The organism is Planktothrix sp. PCC 11201 (genome assembly GCF_900009135.1).
Lineage (GTDB): Bacteria > Cyanobacteriota > Cyanobacteriia > Cyanobacteriales > Microcoleaceae > Planktothrix.
On the sequence record NZ_LT797683.1, the window covers coordinates 1 to 20,276 of the forward strand.

The window sequence follows — 20,276 nt, forward strand, 5'->3', positions numbered from 1 at the left end:
TGAAAGCTAAAAGCTACTTATAGTAAGTATTTACCTATTGCCCATTGCCCATTCCCTATTGCCTCTTGCTATATTATCAGGAGTTTTCAGCGACCCTTGATATTCGTGGGGAATTGGAAAAGAATCGCGGTATTAATCAACCTAATTAATGATTGGCGATAATTTCATCATCCGTTGAAAAATCCACTTCTGTTTGATCTAAACCCCGGGCTAAATAATCATTTTCAAAAGAATCTTTTAAACCGGAAATTAAATCAAATTCGGGTTTCCAGTTTAAATCCTGAATGGCTTTATGCACATCGGCAAAAAAGTGTTGGACTCGCATGGGAAATGCTTTGCGTTTGCCAAAATCAAACTGTTTAGGATTATAATGAATTAGTTGAATTGTATCTAAGGATTTCCCCGCCGCCATGGCACAGGCTTTTGCTAAACCATCAAAGGTAACATAACGTTCTCCCGAAATATTATACACCTGACCAATAGCTTTTTGATTCCCTAAAATCCCAGCCATTGCGGTTGCTAAATCCTTGACATGACCTAACTGGGTCAGGTGAAATCCATTCCCGGGAATGGGAATTGGACGACCCGCCACAATCCGATCAAAAAACCAGGATTCTAAGGGATTATAATTCAATGGCCCATAAATATAGGTAGGACGAATCGATGTCCAGGGTAAATTTTGGGCTTGCAAATAACTCTCGGTTTCGTATTTGCCTAAATGACGACTTTTCGGGTCAGTGGCATCTCCTTCAATATGGGGCATTTGATCGGATTTTAAATACACTCCAGCCGAACTCATATAAACAAAATGTTCCACCCGATCTTTAAATAAATTTGCGAGGGGTTTTGTATCATTAAGTTCCCGTCCATTATTATCAAAAATGGCATCAAATTGTTGGTTAGCCAGTTTTTCTTGAATTTGGTTGGCATCGGTGCGATCGCCATGAATTTGTTGAATTCCTTCAACGGGAGCAGGTTTTTTACCACGATTAAATAGAACAACTTCATGCCCTTGTTCAACTAATATTTTAGTTAAATAAACCCCGATAAATCGGGTTCCACCCATGATTAAAATTCGCATTTTTATCCCCTAAAAAAGTTCAATAATGACAAGAACTAGATCTATAGAACCCTGAAGGGCTCACTACGAAAAACTCTCCGGTCTAAAACCAGCAATTAATAAATATAAATTGCCCCGGTATTTTGAATATTAATTGCATTATCTCCGGCAACACCAGCACCCGTTTTTACGGTAACATTAACCCCATTATCTTGCACATCAATTCCATAATCCAGAACGGCGGCTCTATCGATGGAATTAATCACAATATCAGAATTAACCGGAACATTATTCATCGTAACCTGGCCCCCTGGAGCAATTTTAGTATTTGTTTTTCCCGTCGTTAATCCCGTTTCTAAATTATATCCAGTTTGATTGGTGATGGTCACTGTTATCGGTTGATTGGGATTAATTCTGGCCACGGGTTGCCAAGCCCCAGGGGTATAGGTTTGGGCGGGAGTTCCCTGAATTACGGGTACTGGAATATCAATTGGATCTTGAGCTTGAGCGGAGGATAGGGATAAAAAAATAATCCCCATACCGCAACAACCTGTTAATAAAAAAGGATGGAAAGGATCAGGGAATTTAATCATGGATTTCACCGAGTCTGTTAATCGAGCTATAGTAGTTGTGGCTAATAGTTAGAACAAAGACTGATCAGCAAACCTAGGTGAAAGTCTTTCAATTAATTTCCCAGCCTACTGATAACTGATCACTGATTACCGATCATGCGGATACTTGATTAACGGAACATACTGCTCACGGAGCTATCTTCATGAATCCGCCAAATCGTTTCACCGACCAAATTAGCAACAGACAAAACCTTTAACTGATCAAACTGTTTTTCGGGTACGATCGGAATTGTATTAGTCACAATGACTTCTTCAAGTAACCCACTCGATAGACGTTCGATGGCGGGAGGAGAGAAGACCGCATGGGTAGCGCAGGCGTAGACTTGACGCGCCCCCTCTCGACGGAGTAAACGAGCGCCTTCAGAAATTGTCCCAGCCGTATCAATCATGTCATCAACTAAAACGGCGGTTTTACCCTTAACATCACCAATTACATTCAGAACTTCGGCGACATTATGGGCTTGACGGCGTTTATCAATAATCGCTAAAGGGGCGTCATTGAGTTTTTTAGCAAAGGCTCTAGCCCGGGCTACTCCACCGACATCGGGGGAAACAACTACCAGATCGGGTAATTGTTTGCTGATCAGGTAATCTAAAATTACCGGAGAACCGTAGACATGATCAACAGGAATATCGAAATACCCTTGAATCTGGGCCGAGTGTAAATCCATGGCCAGAATCCGACTAGCACCCGCTTCAGTAATCAGGTTGGCCACTAATTTTGCGGTGATTGACTCGCGACCTGCGGTTTTGCGATCGGCTCTAGCATATCCGTAATAGGGGATAACAGCTGTAATTTGGCGGGCAGAAGCCCGTTTACAGGCATCGATCATGATCAATAACTCCATCAGGTTGTCATTGACCGGATAGCAGCAGGGTTGGATCAAATAAACATCACAGCCTCGAATGGACTCTTGAATCTGGATGTAAATTTCTCCATCGGCGAATCGCTTACGAACCATTGGCCCTAAGTCAATTCCTAAATAACGGCTTACCTCTTGGGAAAGAGGAACATTTGCCGAGCCTGAAAATAGTCGTAACCGACCATGATCAGCAACCAATGGCTCAGAGTAAGGAAGGGGTAATATAGCAGAACGGATCACGGCGAACCCTCACAGTTCATTCACAGTTCATTTGTCACAATTTTATCATGGATTTATCAGTAATCGGTAATCCATAATCGGTAGTCAGTCATCGGTGTTAACCTTGAGGGTTGTGTCTAAGCCTTATAATATAAGGGATTGATTTTTTATTAGTGGTTTTTCGCTGTACTCACCGCCATTGAAGCATGACTCAAACTGCTATTCCCGTTGGAACAATTCTACAAAACCGCTACCGCTTGATTAGCATTTTAGGTCAGGGGGGTTTTGGTCGTACCTATTTAGCTGAAGATCAAGGAAGGTTTAACGAGCGCTGCGCCCTGAAAGAATTTATTCCTGTCCAAACCGGAACCTACGCCCTGCAAAAATCCCAAGAACTATTCCGCCGGGAAGCGCAAATTCTCTACCAAATTCGTCATGCTCAAATCCCCCAATTTGGGGCGGTTTTTGAAGAAAACCAACGGTTATTTTTAGTTCAAGATTATGTGGAGGGCAAAACTTACCACGCCCTATTAATGGAGAGAAAAAACACCCCTTCAGGCTTTCCAAAAACCTTTACAGAGGCAGAAATTGTGCTGTTTTTACGGCAAATGTTGCCGATTTTAGCCCATATTCATAATTTAGGAATTATTCACCGAGATATTTCTCCTGATAATATTATTTTACGTCATCAAGATCAACTCCCGATCTTAATTGATTTCGGGGTGGTGATTGAATTAGCAACCCGGATTAATACCCCTGATTTAACCTTGCCTCCGGCGACTCGGGTGGGAAAATTAGGCTATGCCCCCTTTGAACAAATTCAAACGGGACAGGCATTTCCTAGCAGTGATTTATATGCCTTAGCGGTGACGGCAATTGTTTTATTAACCGGGCAAGAACCTCAATATTTATTAGATCAAACGACTTTATCTTGGAATTGGCGACCCTATACTCAGGTTAGTTCTAATTTCGCTCAAATTATCGATAAAATGTTAAGTCGGCAACCGAGCGATCGCTATCAATCGGCCCCAGAAGTTGAACAAGCCATACAAACCCTGAATCAGCCGTTAAATTTTCCCTCGACACAGCAAAATCAACCGCGCCCGACCTCTCCATCCACTCCCCAACCTCCGAACCCTGATTTTTCCCAGCTTCCCACCCTGGCGGTAGGACGGCCGTTAGTCAGTCAACCCGTGCAACAGCCGGCCCAGAATCCTCCTGGGGTTCCGACTCCCAACCCTCCCCAACTTCCTGACCCCGATGTTTTGGGTTCTCAACCTATTTGGGAAAAACCCGCAACGGTGATAATAGTGGGTTTTCTGGTAGCCTGTTTAGCGGCTTGGGGTTCTTGGGCTTTGGTAAAAGGATTGCTGAAAGCCAATGATCGTTCCCCTGATGATCAGACTTCCCAGGTAAATCCGCCCAGCGCGAGTCCGTCTATTCCCTTACCTGGAATACCATTACCAAACTTGACACCGCCTCCGACTTTGCCATCCCCGCTGCCGACACCGACTCCAGGGGTGTCAACGCCCTCCACAGAACGCCTAAATTTAGCCGTTGGGGATGCCAAGGTAGTTGAGGGTAATCTCAAGGCGAATCAAGCGATTAATTATGTGGTTCCTGCGGAAGCGGGACAACAGTTTTATGCGTCGGTTAGTGGAGATGGAGTATTAATGACGTTGGTTGGCCCAGATGGACAAACAATTAATCAGCCCGCATCGGTATCGTTATGGCAGGGAACTCTCCCCTCCACCGGGGATTATACGGTGATTCTCAAGGCTATCCCAGGACTACCCGAAAGCAACTATAAGTTAGAACTGACTTTAATTAATACCCTTCCCCCGGTGACTCTCCCTGAACCCGCACCCGAACCTGAACCTGAACCGATACCTCAGCCAACTTTTGCACCTGAACCCCAACCTCGACCTCAACCAACTTTTGCACCCGCACCCCCACCTCAACCGACTTTTGCCCCTACACCTGAACCCACGCCTCAACCTACACCTCAACCCACCCCCGAACCTACTGTTGTACCGACTCCCGAACCGACTCCAATTCCAACACCGGAACAGACCCCCGAACCTTCCTTGGAACCGAGTCTGGCCCCGGAACCTCCCAAGGAGGAAACACTGGAGCCGAGTCCGGTTCCTGGAACGGAATCTAAACCGACAACGGGATCTAAGTTTTAAGGCTTAGGACGCTGGGACGGCATCGGGGTTAACTTTTTCCGTTAGACTATTTAAGCATCAAAAATATTGAGATAGGTGAGCATGGTGAACAAGACTTTATTGATTGCCGGAACGGATACAAATGTGGGGAAAACAGTATTAACAACGGCATTAATTTCCTATTGGCAAACCTATTATTTATCTCGAAGTTTAGGGGTATTTAAACCGATTCAAACTGGCCAGGGGGATCGGGAATTATATACTCAACTTTTTGATTTAGGTCAGTCGATTGAAGACATTAATCCTTTGCATTTTGCAGCCCCTCTTGCTCCTCCAATTGCAGCCGAATTAGAAGGAAAAATAGTCGATTTACAGTTAGTTTGGTCGCAGTTATGTCAGTTACAGCAGCGTCGGGATTTTGTGTTAATAGAAGGGTTGGGCGGTTTAGGATCTCCGGTGACAAATGAATTGATTGTTGCCGATTTGGCAAGGGATTGGCATTTACCAACTATTTTAGTAGTTCCGGTGCGTTTAGGTGCGATCGCCCAAGTTGTGGCTAATGTTGCTTTAGCTCGACAAACGGGAGTATTCCTAAAAGGTTTGGTCTTAAATTGTGTCGAACCCTGTTCAGAACAGGACATTGAAAATTGGACTCCTACCCCTTTAATTGAATCTTTAACCCAAATCCCAGTTTTAGGAATTTTACCGCATCTTGATACACCAACCGATCGGGAAAAATTGACTCAAATTGCCTCGAATTTAGATTTAGAAACTATTTTTAATTAATTAAAATAATCTAATTTTAAAGTTACCAATAAACCGTAGGGGCGGGTTCTGTCAGAATTTAGGTTAAGCAGAAATAATCTGAAAAAACCCGCCCAAATCCACCATTAATCTTCAGTTAATCAGGAATTTATTGGGTAATAATTGGGGCGGGTTTAGGTAGATGATTTATACAATTGAAAGATTAATTCAAAACCCGCCCCTACAAATATTAAAATAATGTTATAATAAGTTTTAATCCTTAATAAATTTTTCAGATTTTCCGCATACCGATGGTTTCTACAATTCCCTGCTTAAATTCCGTTAATCTCTCACGACTACGACTAGATATTCGTAACTTACAGCCACAGTTAATCGAATGGCGTCGCCATTTACATCAGTATCCCGAATTAGGATTTAAGGAAACTTTAACGGCGGAATTTGTTGCCGAAAAACTCAAAAAATGGGGAATTGAGCATGAAACCGGAATTGCTAAAACCGGAATTGTGGCTATTATTGATAGTGGAAAACCTGGGCCAGTTTTAGCGATTCGCGCCGATTTAGACGCCCTACCCATTCAAGAGGAAAATGATGTTCCCTATAAATCCCAACATCAGGGAATTATGCACGCCTGCGGTCATGATGGTCATACGGCGATCGCATTGGGAACAGCCTATTATTTAGCCCATCATCGTCAGAGTTTTCAAGGTTTAGTTAAAATTATTTTTCAACCCGCCGAAGAAGGGCCCGGCGGTGCGAAACCGATGATTGAGGCGGGGGTTTTAAAAAACCCGAATGTGGATGCTTTAATTGGGTTACACCTATGGAATAATTTACCCTTGGGAACTGTGGGAGTCCGTAGTGGGGCGTTAATGGCGGCGGTAGAAAAATTTCAATGTACAATTTATGGAAAGGGCGGACATGGTGCGATTCCCCATCAAACTATTGATTCAATTGTTGTGGCTTCCCATATTGTTTTAGCCCTACAAACCATTGTTTCTCGCAATGTTAATCCCTTAGATGCCGCCGTTGTTAGTGTGGGTTCCCTTCAGGCGGGAAAAACCGATAATGTGATTGCTGATAGTGCGAAAATGTTGGGGACAGTGCGCTATTTTAATCCTACCTATAAGGGATTTTTTGGAAGTCGAGTTGAACAAATTATTGCCGGAATTTGCCAAAGTCATGGAGCAAGTTATGAACTTAATTATGCCTCTTTATATCCGACCGTGTTTAATGACAAACGAATCACGGAGTTGGTACAAAGTGTGGCGGAAACTTTAGTTGAAACTCCGGCGGGGGTTGTGCCAGAATGCCAAACCATGGCGGCGGAAGATATTGCCTATTTTCTCCAAACTGTTCCGGGTTGTTATTTCTTTTTGGGTTCGGCAAATGCGGACAAAAATTTGGCTTTTCCCCATCATCATCCCCGTTTTGATTTTGATGAAACTGTCTTAGCTATGGGGGTAGAAATGTTTGTGCGGTGTGTGGAAAAATTCTGTATTTCAAAACTCTGATAACTGATAAATGATGACTGATTATTTTTATTTGCAAAACTCAAATTTAGCAATATCTTTGGGTAAGGATGGAGCATGGGGAACCTGAACTCCTTTCGGCGCTAAAATACCAATGCCATAAACACATCCGTCCTTTGTGGTACAACTGGTCATATTCAGATTGAGTTCATAAATATTAGCAGCCGGAGGTTTAAATGGCATCACAGATAATGTATCTTTTTCTGATTGTAAAACCTTCCCATCCAGAGTTTTAATACTTAAATTTACATCGGTACAATTTTCGTCACAGTAGCCCACAAATAAATATTCTATTGCAGGATCAAGTCTGATGGTTAGAGGAGCATTTGCTTTCGCTGGCCCCTTGCGGACAATTGGCCAAAATGCTAATTCAAAACCGTCTCTCCCCGCATCCTTAACTACTTCCTTGAGTTTACAAATGACTGTTTTCTCATCTGCGGTGAGTTCCCTAGCAACCGCAGTCCCCAGGAACACTGTACCCAACAAAAGCGCAAATCCAGGCAAGATTAAATGTTTGCTGTTCATCGATAATTTTTGGGAAGGGATGGTACGTCGCGAAATTGAAAGTATTCAGGAGGATATCATATTCTGGCACAATTGCTACTATAGTGCTACGCATTACAGTTAGGACACTTTTGAGTTCTGAAACCCTTTCACTGCTTACTGTTCCCTGTTCCCTATTCCCTGTTCCCTAGGGCTATAGCATTATGGGCTTTTAAGTCATCTATCGTAAATAGACTCTGAAATTCTAAGCCTTCCTGCTGATAGAGTTCCCCGCCCCCCTGTTGTCGGTCTACTAAAGCGATAATATGATGGGCTTGATATCCCGCATCCTGTAGGCGTTTGACCGCTTTCATCGCCGACTGTCCCGTGGTCACTACATCCTCCAGGACTACCACCTGGGCACCGGGGGGTAAAGTTGGCCCCTCAATATAGGCCTGGGTTCCATGTCCTTTGGCTTCCTTGCGAACAATTAAGGCAAAAACTGGCCGATTTTCATAGGCAGAAACCACACTTACCGCCGAGACCATGGGGTCAGCACCGAGGGTCAATCCGGCCACCGCTTGGGTATCTTCGGGTAACATTGCTAATAACAAACGGCCGATGGCTAAAGCGCCATGAGGGTGTAAAGTGACTTGTTTCCCATTAATATAGTAGGAACTCGGTTGACCGGAAGAAAGTATAAAATCTCCTTCTTTATAAGCGACCTGACAAAATAAATCCAGTAGCCAATGGCGCAGGGTTGCTAAGTCCGTTGTGGCGACAGACTGATTCAGAATTACCGGATGTTGATGTTGATCCATTGATGATTAGAAGGGATTGAGTGCATTTTCTTAGTTTACTATAGAAGTTGATAAATTTTATAAAGATTTATGATTTCTTATCAAGATTAAGAGTTGCCATTTAGAAAAAATCAGCCTAGGATAGAGACAAGTTTCTCTGGATAGGTTAGAAATATGAATCGGAAACAAACGCGCCTCCCCAAGTTGCAACCTTGTGCACAAATTCCGGTTCTATTCACTCCCCGGGTCATGGTTCCATCGGTACTGTTGGTTTGCCTATTTCCCAATGCAATCACGGCACAAACTATTATTCCGGCACAGGATGGAACCGGAACCCAAGTCACCCAGCAGGGAAATCAGTTTAATATTAATGGTGGCAGTTTATCGGGAAATGGAGCAAATTTATTCCATAGTTTTGAAAAGTTAGGACTTTCTCAAGGTCAGATTCTGAACTTTATTTCTAATCCCAATATTCAGAATATATTAGGACGAGTTACCGGGGGAGAAGCCTCTTTTATTAATGGGTTAATTCAAGTTACGGGCGGAAATTCCAACCTATTTTTGATCAATCCAGCGGGAATTGTTTTTGGGGAAAATGCTAGTTTAAATATTCCCGCCTCTTTTACCGCGACAACGGCAAGCTCGATTGGATTTGGGAATCAAAATTGGTTCCAATCTATCGGGGAAAATCAATGGCAAACCTTAGTCGGAACTCCCAGGGATTTTGTATTTAATTCCGAAAACCCTGGGAGTTTAGTTAATTTAGGAAATCTCACGGTTTCCCCGGGGCAGAATATAACCTTATTAGCAGGAACGGTTTTAAATACTGGAACAATTTCTGCCCCCGCCGGGAATATTACAATTGCGTCAGTGACAGGGGAAAATTTAGTTCGACTTTCCCAGGATGGACACCTATTAAATTTAGAATTAACCTCAGATATTCCTCAAAATCATTCCCCCTTTACCCCCCTATCCCTACCTGAATTACTCACCGGAGGAAATTCAGTGAATGCGAGTCAAGTTAGGGTCAATGAACAGGGACAGGTTGTTTTAACTGCTTCGGGAATTACGGTTCCCACCACACCTGGAACTACAATTTTATCAGGAACTATTGATGTAAGTTCCCCGACCCAACTTGGGGGAAACTTAGCCTTAACTGGAGAAAGAATCGGCTTAATTAATAGTACCTTAAATGCCTCTGGGTTAACCGGAGGAGGAACGGTTTTAATCGGGGGAGACTATAAAGGACTCGGGGATTTTCCCAAGGCACAAAAAACCTTTATTAGTCCCGATTCTTTTATCAATGCTAATGCTTTAGACACAGGAAATGGTGGACAAGTTATTGTTTGGTCAGAGGACTTAACTCAAGTTTATGGTTCAATTCAAGTGCAGGGAGGAATGCAAAGTGGCAATGGGGGATTTGTTGAAACCAGTAGTCGCGGTATTTTAGATATTAACGCCGCCCCCAATATTTCTGCCCCTGCTGGGTTAGGAGGAACTTGGTTACTTGACCCGAATAATATTGATATTGTTGATGATACTCAAGGCAATACAAATATTAATGAAAACTTTTTAAACCCAGATGAATTTCTATTTAATACCAGCGATGATAATGCTAGATTAAGTGTTTTTATCTTAAAATCAGCACTGAGTGAGGGGAATGTTGTTGTAGAAACCGGAGATGTGGGAACTAATTCCCAAGATGGGAATATTACCTTTCAAACTTCCTTAGATTTTAATGGAATTGGGGGAGAAAGAAATTTAACCCTAAATGCGGCCGGGAATATTATTCTGGATGGACAGACAATTAGTGATAGTATCCCGAATGATAATGATAAACTAAATCTCAATTTTAATGCGGATTTTGACAAAAATAATAGTGGTTCTGTTTTTATTCGTAATGCAAATATTGATACAAACCGAGGATCTTTTACCGCAACGGGTCGAGGAAATTCGCTTTTTCGTTCTGGGATTTGGATTGATAATAGTCAAATTAATAGTTTAGGGGGAAACATCACCCTAGATGGAATTGGTGTTGATAACCAACCTTTTAATCATGGGATTCTGCTGACCAATAGTAGCTTAAATTCGGGGAATGGCAATATTAATTTAACCGGAACTAGTGGTACAGAAACCGATACAAATGTAGGAGTTTGGTTAGACCAATCTACGATTAAATCAGAGACAGGAACCATTAATATTATTGGTAATAGTCAAGGACTTCAAACAAATAATATTGGGATTCTAATTAATAATAATTCCACATTACAAAGCACAACAGGGAATATTAACTTAACCGGAAATAGCGAAAATGGATCAAATAGTTTTGGGGTAAATTTGAGCCAAGGCAATATTTTAACCGTTGATGGTGCAATTCAAATAGCAGGAACTCCCACCGGAACCGATGGTAGTGTGGGGGTTTATCTGAGTGAGAGTAATATTGCTTCTACGGGGACGGGAATTATTGACTTAAATGGAAATAATAACGCCACGGGAAATAATAATGATGGTCTTTCTATCTTGAATGGCACTCTTATTTCCACCACCGGAAGCGGGACAATTAATCTATCGGGGGTGAGTGGTGAGGGTAACATTAGCGAGGGAATTTTTATTGCCAATGCACAGGTACAAACTACCAATGGTAATATTTCAATTAATGGTTTGGGGCGGGGTTTAGCTTCAAGTCCAGGAATTTTTATTGGGGATGGAGGCGAAATTGTTTCAACGGGAACTGGGAATATTAGTTTAGATGGACTTAGTAGTGCTACCGGAAATAGTGGTCATGGAATTGCCCTTTTTGGTGGCGGAAATATTACTGCTACGGGAACCGGAGATATTACTTTAGTGGGTAGTAGTAGTCAGACTCCCGATAGTCATGGTATTTTTATTTTAGATAACCCTAGAATTGAGGTTTTTAATGGAAATCTGAATTTAACTGGCGTGAGTTCATCTTCTTTGGGTGGACAGGGTATTTTATTAGGAAATAGTCTAATTCAATCATCAGGAACCGGGGGCATTAATTTAACTGGAACTGGGAATGGGACTGGGGGCGATAATAATGGGATTCTTTTAATTAATACCGCTCAAATTAATAGTTTGGGGAGTGGGGATATTAATATTCAAGGTCGCAGTGGGGCAGTTGCCCAGAGTCGGGCGGTGGGAATATTTGGAGGGAGTCAAATTCAAAGTAATACGGGGTCAATTTTAATCGATGGTGTGAATAATGGCGAAAATACAAATAGTGTAATTATTGGAGAAAATATCCCCATTACTACCACGGGTTTAGGAAGTATCACAATATCAGGAAATCGAGATTTATTGATTAATTCCTTAACCAATGCCGGGGGTGACATTACTCTCAAAAGTAGCGAAGGAAATATTGATAGTAGTTTTGGAACCCTTGATAGTAGTTCTAGTCAGGGTAGTGGGGGAAATATTGCTATTGATGCGGCGGGTAATATTAGGGTTGGTGCTATTAATGCGAGTGGAAACACCCAAGGAGGAAGTGTTAGTTTAACTTCTGCTAATAATAGTGTTACGGTAACTGATAATATTAATACTTCCGCCACCACAGGTCAGGGAAATACAATTACGGTTTCTGCCCCCTTACAAATTGCCCAACCGACTATTACTTTTAATACTACTGGCAGTACAGGTAGTGGGGATATTATTTTTAATAATACAATTAATGGGATTACCCCGGGAAGTAATACGTTAATTCTGCAAGCGGGCAATATCAATTTTAATGATAGTGTAGGTAATCTTATTCCCCTAAATGGTTTAACCCTAACGGGAAATACTATTAATAGTATAGCACCGATGAATCTGGCAAACTCTGGGTTAACCATTAATGCCAGGGGAGAGGTGAATTTGGCGAATGTTTTAACGACCGATAACGGTATTATTAATATTTTAGCAACGGGAAATATTACGACTCAGGATATGACCACCGCCGGGGGAAATATTACCTTAGAAAGTAGTAATAATATTGATACCACCGCCGGAACATTAAATAGTCTTTCCACCGCCATAACTGGAGGTGCGGTTAATTTAACTGCTACTAATACCATCAATACCGGAACCTTAATTACCGGAGGTGAAACGATTAATTTAACCAGTACCAATGGGGAAATTAATACCCAAGCTGGCATTTTAGATAGCAGCACTTCTGATAATAATGGTGGCAACCAAACCCTCAACGCCTCGGGAACAATTACCCTAGGAGAGATTAACACCAGTACCACCTCTAATTCTAGCAATAGTCAAGCCGGAACCTTCGATATTTCTTCAGGAAATAATACCATTAATTTAACGGGAGATATTAATACTTCAGCGACCCAAGGTCAAGGAAGTGATATTAATTTTAATGCTAATGTTATTCTACCTGAATCCCAGGTTACAATCACAACCAGGGGAAATAATAGCGGTGGGAATGTTACCTTTAATGGAACAATTAATGGGGATAGTGATAGTAATGCGGGGAGTAACAGTTTAACCCTGGAAACTGTAACAGGAGATGCCATTTTTAATCAAGCAATAGGGGATAATGTTCCTCTACAAACCTTAACTATTAATAGCGGAAATGTGGTTACTCAGTCCACTGTAAGGGTAGAGAATGGGGGAATTAATATTAATGCAACTCAAGATGTTAATTTAGGGGATACCATAACCGCTAATAATAGTCCTATTGATGTTAGTGCCACCGGAGATATTACCACATCAGATATTATTAGTAATGGGTCAAGAATTGCTCTCACCAGTAATACCGGAAATATTAATACCGCATCGAGTATTCTGAATAGTAGTTCAACCACCGAAGACGGGGGAGAAATCAACCTGAATGCGGCTCAAAATTTAACCCTGGGTGCAGTCAGTACCCGTACAGAATCTAATTTAGGAACCAGTCAAGCGGGAACCCTGACCCTTGCCGGAAATACAATTAATTTAACTAATAATATAGATACTTCTGCTACTATTGGTTCGGGGAATAATATGACCTTTAATTCCCAGGTAATTTTAGATGCCGATACCATTACTTTAACCACATCTGGAACCGCCGGAAGTGGAAATGTTACCTTTAACAATACCGTTGATAGTAATAGTTCAGGGAGTGCTAATTTAACCCTACAAGCAGGGACGGGAAGGGTTAATATTAATCAAGATATCGGCGCAACAAATCCCCTAAATACTTTAAATCTAACCAGTGGAGAGGTTAACAGTAATGGGGAAATTAATGTTACAGGAGAAGGAGTTAATATCAATAGCAGTGAAACTGTTAATTTAACCCAACCTATTACCGCTACGAATACCGCCACTATTAATATTAATGCTGAAAATAATATCACCACCGCTAACCTAACTACCCAAGGTCAACGGATTATATTAAATAGCAATACGGGCAATATTGATAGTAGTGCCGGAATTATTAATAGCAGTTCCCCTAATAGCAATGGCGGTGATATTACGATAACAACCCCTGCTAATATTACCCTAGGGGAAATTAATACCAGTACCCAAACTAACCAAGCTGGAACTCTAACGGTGACGGGAGAAAAGATTGCGCTAACCGGAACTATTAATACCTCGGGAAATAGCGGGACGGGTAGTAATTTAACCTTAAATAATCCCGTTGAATTAAATCAACCTGTTACCCTAAATACCTCGGGAACTGTTGGAAGCGGAAATATTATTTTCAACAATACAATTAATAGTATTCCCTCTAATAATAATGGTTTAACTCTACAAGCGGGAAATGGCAATATTCAATTTAATAATACGGTCAACCTGGGAGGGTTAGAAATTAATGCCCAAACCGTTAATAGTAATTCTCCTATTACCCTGGATACGGGAAATTTGCGGATTAATTCTAGTAATGCTGTCACCCTTCCCCAAGATGTTATCACCACCAATGGTAGTAACGTTGAAATCACCGCAACCAATAATATTATTACCGGAAATATCACCACCAACGGTCAACCCATCACCCTCAATAGTTCCGCGGGAAATATTACGACAAACCCCGGTATTCTGAATACCAATTCCCCGAATAATGGGGGAAATATTACCATTAGTACCCCCCAAACCCTCAATTTAGGAGAAGTTAATACCAGTGCAATTTCTGGTACAGCAGGAACCCTGAATTTAAACACTGGAAATAATCCAATTATTTTAAATAGCAATATTAATACTTCGAGTAATAATGGAACTGGAAGTCAACAACAGTATAATAGTCCTGTACAACTAGCATCCCCTGAAATTACCCTAACTTCATCGGGGACTAATAATAGTGGGGCTATTATTTTTAATAATTCTATTAATGGAAATAGTAACTTAACTCTAAATGCGGGGAGTGGTAATATTATTTTTTCCAGTGTGGGTGATAGTAACCCCCTGTCTAGTTTGCAAGTGAATACTACCGGACTCACGACCCTACAAGGCAATTTAACTACCAATAATAATGTTGATTTTAGTAATGCTTTAGGAGGAACGCAACTCGAAAATTCAATTACGATTAATACTGCTGGAAATAATGGTAATATCCTGTTTAATAATAGTTCGATAACGGGTTCCCCAACCCTCACGCTCAACGCCGGAAACGGAACAATTTCCCTGAATACCGTTGGTAATAATAATAACCCCATAGGTGGATTAATTTTTCAACAGGCAAACGCCCTTAACCTGTTTGGCAATATCTACACCAGCGCCGGACTTAACTTTTCCTCCGTAAATACCGTTAATATTTCTGGAGATTTAGTTACATTAGATACTAGTATTGGTAACGGAGCGATTGATTTTATCGGTTCAACCCTTGCTGGACAAGGAAAGTTAACCCTTAATGCGGGGAATAATGATGTAAATTTAGATACCTTTACCACCGAATCTCCCCTCAACGGTTTAGGGATTACCGCTAGAACCGTCCAAGCTAACGCCCCCATTACCCTAGGGTCAGGGGGATTCAGTATTAATGCGAGTAATCTAGTTAACTTTAATGCTAATACCCTCAGTAATGGTACGGTTGTAGTCACCGCCAATAATGATATTACCACCCGCGATATTACTGCATCCCCAGGAATTACCCTCAATAGCCGCAACGGGAATATTACGGTTAATTCCCTCAATAGTTCATCTCCCAACGCTAATAGTGGGGAAATCTCCCTAAGTACCCCCCGGGGTAATATTACTACTAATACCTTAAATAGTTCATCCCCCAATGGTCAAGGCGGAACTATTTCCCTAGAAGCCATAACCGGAAGTGTTACAACTGGGAATATACTGACATCGGGTTCGACGGGCGGTAACCTTACGGTCAAAGCCCAAACCACCATTACCACCGGACAAATTGATACCCAAGGTCAAACCCAGGGGGGTAACGTTTTCCTCGACCCGGTTAATGATGTTCAGGTGGAATTTATTAACGCCGAATCCCCCAACGGTCGCGGGGGTAACGTTTTTGCCGAATCTACCCAAGGCTACTTCCGTGCTACCAACTCCTTCCCCACCGGATTTTCCCCCACCGGAAGGGCCAGTATCTCCACGGCGGGACGTCTGGGTGGGGGTTCGATTAACCTGCGTCACGCTGGAGGGCCACTGAATCCTCCCGTTGCACTCTTTGAAATCGGAGGTAACTTAACAGTGAATGGAACTGCCGCCACCATTACCACAGGGGACTTTAGCATTCTGCCACCCCAAAGTTTTGAAGGTTCGTTTACATCGGGAAATATTGCCATTGAAACCGATGACGCCCCTAATATTATTCCCCCTAGTCCTAGTGGAAACGAACCCTTGATTGATACAGGAGTGATCCTGCAACAAAATATATTAATTCCTCCTAATAACCAAGAACAAGAACAGAAACAAACTCCTCCTGAAGTTATTATTAATTATAATAATAATTTTCTGTCCCAGGAGCTTTTATCAACGGCAGATATTGCTTTTAGCTTTGATAATTTAGATTCTACCTTTTTAGCATTAGAACAGTCAAGAAATCAAGAATTTCAACAATATTTAGGAGTCCAAGGAACCCCATTGAATCGTTTAGAAGTTCAACAATTTTTAAAAGAATTGGAGATAAAAACTAAACAGGTTTATGCGATTGTTTATATTGTTTCTAGGGAAGATCAATTAGAAATCATTGTGGTTCCTTCCTCCGGTGAACCCCTGCGACATAGCGTTCCTGAAGCCACCAAAGAAAAATTATTCCCCGTTGTTCGAGAATTACAAAGCGAAATTACTAACCCCAGAAAACGTGATAGTGTTAGTTATCAAGTTCCAGCGCAACAACTTTATCAATGGATGGTTCAACCGATAGAAGATGATTTGAAAAGATTAGGAGTTTCTACAATTCTATTCTCCCTAGATGCGGGTTTACGGAGTTTGCCGATGGCAGTTTTATGGGATGGTCAACAATTTTTAGTTGAAAAATATGCGATTAGTTTAATCCCGAGTACCAGCTTAATTGACTTTCGGTATCAATCCCTAGTTCAAGCAGAAGTTTTGGCAATGGGAGCTAGTCAATTTCAACAACAAAACCCACTTCCGGCGGTTCCAGTTGAACTCCAAAATATTACTGAAATTTGGCCTGGTGAAAAATTCTTAAACGAGCGTTTCACCCTAGATAATCTGAAATCCCAACGGCGTAGATTGGATTTTAAAGTGATTCATTTAGCCACCCACGCTGATTTTAAAACCGGATCTCCAAGTAATTCTTTTATTCAATTATGGAATGAAAAATTACCCTTAACGGAACTTCCTAACTTGGGTTGGGATAATCCCACGGTGGAATTATTAACTTTAAGTGCTTGTCGAACAGCATTAGGAGATCGACGGTCAGAATTAGGGTTTGCCGGGTTAGCGGTGCAAGCGGGAGTTAAATCGGCTTTAGCAAGTTTATGGTATGTGAGTGACCAGGGAACTTTAGGATTAATGAGTGAGTTTTATGAATATTTGAAGCAGGCTCCCATTAAAGCGATCGCTTTACAAGACGCACAAATTTCGATGATTCAAGGCAAAACTCGCATCGAAAATGAGCAATTAATTACAACTTTTGGCACTATTCCTCTCCCGGCAGATCTCACAGAATCCAATATTACCAGCCTATCCCATCCCTATTATTGGTCAGGATTTACAATGATAGGAAGCCCCTGGTAATCAGTTGTCAGTTATCAGTTATCAGTTATCAGTTGTAGGGGCGGGTTCATCAAGATGCGCGGTGATTAACTCATATCTAAAATAACCCGCCCGTATTAACATTAACCCTCAATTTTCAAAGTTAAAACAACAGTGATGGGGTCAGTTTGATCCGGTTTCCAGGTTAGGAGCGATCGCCGAATTAATTCAATGATTTTAGCATCCTGAATAGTAGAACCTTCTTCATCTAATATCACCTGTTTAACTCGTCCTTTATGAATCTTTAACTCAAACACTAAATTACCCTTAATTCCAGTTGGAATTTCAATTGATTGTAAATGTTGAGTTAAAAAAGCGATCGCTTCTTCATCTAATCCCGTCGCACTGACTATCTCTAAAGACCTTAAAACAGGACATGGAAGCTCATAGAAATACCCATCATCTTCTAATTCTAAGCTCTCCAATGCTCTGGTATTCATCGGCGCCGATGACCCGGGGAGTTGATCGAAAAGATCATAGAAACCCCCATCATCTTCTAATTCTGGGCTCTCCAATGCTCCGGTATTCATCGACGCCGATGACCCGGGGAATTGATTCAACTTAAGATGATTAGATGCAATCCCCCGATAATTCACCGCTTCCGGCATTTCTACAGGGACTTGCACCGAGACAGAAGCCTGACTGGGATTGACCCGCACGTCATCACTCACCGCCACAAAGGCTGTATACTGAGATAATAACTGATAAGTGAGAGCCGTGTCCGTCACCGCCTCCACTCCCCTCTTTGTATCCCCTTGCACCATCTGATTCATCAACGCTTTAATCCGAGAGCGTCCCCACAGTTGAGCAACAGCCGGATTTCCCCCCGGTTGAAAATTCAGGTTAAAATCCTGTTGATAAACCGTACCCCCAGCCACAGAACCCCGAATCTGCAAAACCCCAGAATTGTCATCGGGTTTCTTCCCAAATAAGACTAAGGGTTGTTCTGCAAATAAATCCGGTGCTAGAGTAGGATAAATAACGGGTTTTTCTCCCTCTCCTTGCCAAGATACCTGAATACTCGTTAAAATTGGGTTATTAATCTGAGAAAAGAATTGTTCGACCACGGGCTCCACGGGTTCGTCATGACGAATAATCCGAGAAATTCCTCGCCCCAACTCAGCAATCCGGTTGATCAAAAAGCGATTAACCGAACTTCCCACCCCAAAACTATGCAGGCGGTTTCCGGGTTTAAGATGCTGCTTGACCTCCGCTAGAATTTGATTCTCATTACCAATATATCCATCGGTTAACAACACCACCGTCCGTAACCGCCCAACATCGGCCACAGGGAAGTTCAAAACCGCCTGAATGCCGCGTAAGAGTTCCGTACCTCCATCGGCATTTAACTGATTAATATATTGCAAGGCTTGAGCACGATTTTGGGGTGTGTTTTCCAACGGCATCGGAGATAACTGTTGGGTCGTATTGGCAAAATCAATAATACTAAAGGTGTCTGCTGGATTCAATCCCTGGATAAACCGTCGCATCAATTCCTGGCATTGGATGAGTGGCATACCCCATTGAGAACCCGAGGTATCAATCAGAAAAACCACATCCTTGGGAATAATCTGATCCGTCCCATACTCAATCGCTGGAATCAGATAAACGGCGAAATGTCCCCCCCGTTCATCGGATTGGGTTAAAACCGTGGTTTGGGTCTGTTTGCCCGCGACCTGATACCGCAAAATTAAGTCTTTATTGGGGATGGTATCCCCCTCTGCTAAGGTGATGCGGGCATTTTGTCCGGTATGGTCAATCTGAAGTTGATGGGAGGGAGAATCAATCGCTCGAATCGGCACTCCTGCATCAAGTTCAATGGTTATATTAATATCATGGCGCGATCGCATTCCCTCCGGCAAAATCGGCGGATTTAAACGAGAGGCATCGGGGACTAAATCCGTATCTTGATTTGGGGGTGCGATCGCCGTCCCCGGAATATAACGGGGGCCAACTACCATGGGAAACACAAATTCATAGTTTCCCCGGGTAAATTTCAGACTATCCGAATAACGAATAATCACATCAATTTGTTCACCGGGTTGAATATTAGCCAGAGATTGGGTAAAAATATTATCCCGCTCCTGTTCTAAGAGTCCGGCGGTGCGTCCTTGTCGTCTGGCTCGTTCATAAATTTGTTGGGCTTCTTCCCGTTTCTTAATATTGCCTTTCAGGGTGCGATCGCCAATTTTAATTAACATTTCATCAACGGCGGCTTCATCGGGCAAAGGGAAAATATAAACCGCTTCTAAAGTTGTGGAAAAGGGATTTTCAAAACTCTGGGTGACTTCTACCCGGGACAGATTCCCGCTAATTTTAGCAATAACCTTAGTATGTTTGAGGGGAAAGGTGATCGGTTGTTGGTCAAGGGTTTGTATGTATAATCCACCCGGTTGATTTTTAAGGGTTTGAGGCATGGAAATATGACCTCCATTTTGTTAACTGTTTTTAGTATAAATCCGCTTTATTAGAAACAGGGATTATTTTATATTAATTTTAGATTCAATATTTTAACTAAAATAATCTATTCTACAGATTGAAATAGTCTGTGCAGAAACCCAAAAATACAGCTATAATAGACATAAGTAAGTA

General features: G+C 42.0%; 10 protein-coding genes. 4 read left to right on the forward strand and 6 right to left on the reverse strand.

All coding sequences use genetic code 11. The features are described 5' to 3' along the window. Positions 1–145: 145 nt before the first annotated feature. The 3 genes from PL11201_RS00005 to PL11201_RS00015 all read right to left on the reverse strand — a co-directional run bounded on the left by PL11201_RS00005 (position 146) and on the right by PL11201_RS00015 (position 2,795). Positions 146–1,081 carry an NAD-dependent epimerase/dehydratase family protein gene (locus tag PL11201_RS00005; protein ID WP_079676605.1) on the reverse strand — a complete coding sequence of 312 codons (936 nt, stop codon included), beginning with the start codon at positions 1,079–1,081 and terminating at the stop codon, positions 146–148. Between the two features lie 95 nt (positions 1,082–1,176). Continuing rightward, a complete protein-coding gene (locus PL11201_RS00010; RefSeq protein WP_079676606.1) occupies positions 1,177–1,653 on the reverse strand; it encodes a hypothetical protein in 477 nt (158 codons plus the stop codon). A 149-nt stretch (positions 1,654–1,802) separates the two neighbouring features. Then, positions 1,803–2,795: a ribose-phosphate pyrophosphokinase gene (locus PL11201_RS00015; protein WP_079676607.1), complete on the reverse strand. Its 993-nt coding sequence runs from the start codon at positions 2,793–2,795 to the stop codon at positions 1,803–1,805. 185 nt (positions 2,796–2,980) lie between these two features. On the opposite strand from PL11201_RS00015, the gene PL11201_RS00020 reads away from it, so the two are divergent. The 3 genes from PL11201_RS00020 (at position 2,981) to PL11201_RS00030 (ending at position 7,218) form a co-directional block, all read left to right on the forward strand. After that, positions 2,981–4,963 (forward strand): protein kinase domain-containing protein, encoded by a 1,983-nt coding sequence (locus tag PL11201_RS00020; protein WP_079676608.1) that lies wholly within the window; start codon positions 2,981–2,983, stop codon positions 4,961–4,963. An 81-nt stretch (positions 4,964–5,044) separates the two neighbouring features. After that, positions 5,045–5,728, forward strand: a complete 684-nt coding sequence (bioD, locus tag PL11201_RS00025) for a dethiobiotin synthase (RefSeq protein ID WP_079676609.1) — start codon at positions 5,045–5,047, stop codon at positions 5,726–5,728. Positions 5,729–5,997: 269 nt separating this feature from the next. Continuing rightward, positions 5,998–7,218, forward strand: a complete 1,221-nt coding sequence (locus PL11201_RS00030; protein WP_079676610.1) for a M20 family metallopeptidase — start codon at positions 5,998–6,000, stop codon at positions 7,216–7,218. A 27-nt stretch (positions 7,219–7,245) separates the two neighbouring features. Here PL11201_RS00030 and PL11201_RS00035 read toward each other — a convergent pair whose 3' ends face one another. Both PL11201_RS00035 and pyrE read right to left on the reverse strand, forming a co-directional pair. Then, positions 7,246–7,761 (reverse strand): hypothetical protein, encoded by a 516-nt coding sequence (locus PL11201_RS00035; protein WP_079676611.1) that lies wholly within the window; start codon positions 7,759–7,761, stop codon positions 7,246–7,248. 152 nt (positions 7,762–7,913) lie between these two features. Next, the gene (gene pyrE, locus PL11201_RS00040; RefSeq protein WP_079676612.1) at positions 7,914–8,540 is read right to left on the reverse strand and encodes an orotate phosphoribosyltransferase; all 627 of its coding nucleotides are present in this window, start codon (positions 8,538–8,540) and stop codon (positions 7,914–7,916) included. Positions 8,541–8,693: 153 nt separating this feature from the next. Here pyrE and PL11201_RS00045 point away from each other — a divergent pair, with 153 nt between their 5' ends. Further along, positions 8,694–17,666 carry a CHAT domain-containing protein gene (locus PL11201_RS00045; RefSeq protein ID WP_079676613.1) on the forward strand — a complete coding sequence of 2,991 codons (8,973 nt, stop codon included), beginning with the start codon at positions 8,694–8,696 and terminating at the stop codon, positions 17,664–17,666. A 101-nt stretch (positions 17,667–17,767) separates the two neighbouring features. Here PL11201_RS00045 and PL11201_RS00050 read toward each other — a convergent pair whose 3' ends face one another. Further along, positions 17,768–20,101 (reverse strand): VIT domain-containing protein, encoded by a 2,334-nt coding sequence (locus tag PL11201_RS00050; RefSeq protein ID WP_079676614.1) that lies wholly within the window; start codon positions 20,099–20,101, stop codon positions 17,768–17,770. Between the last annotated feature and the right edge of the window lie 175 nt (positions 20,102–20,276).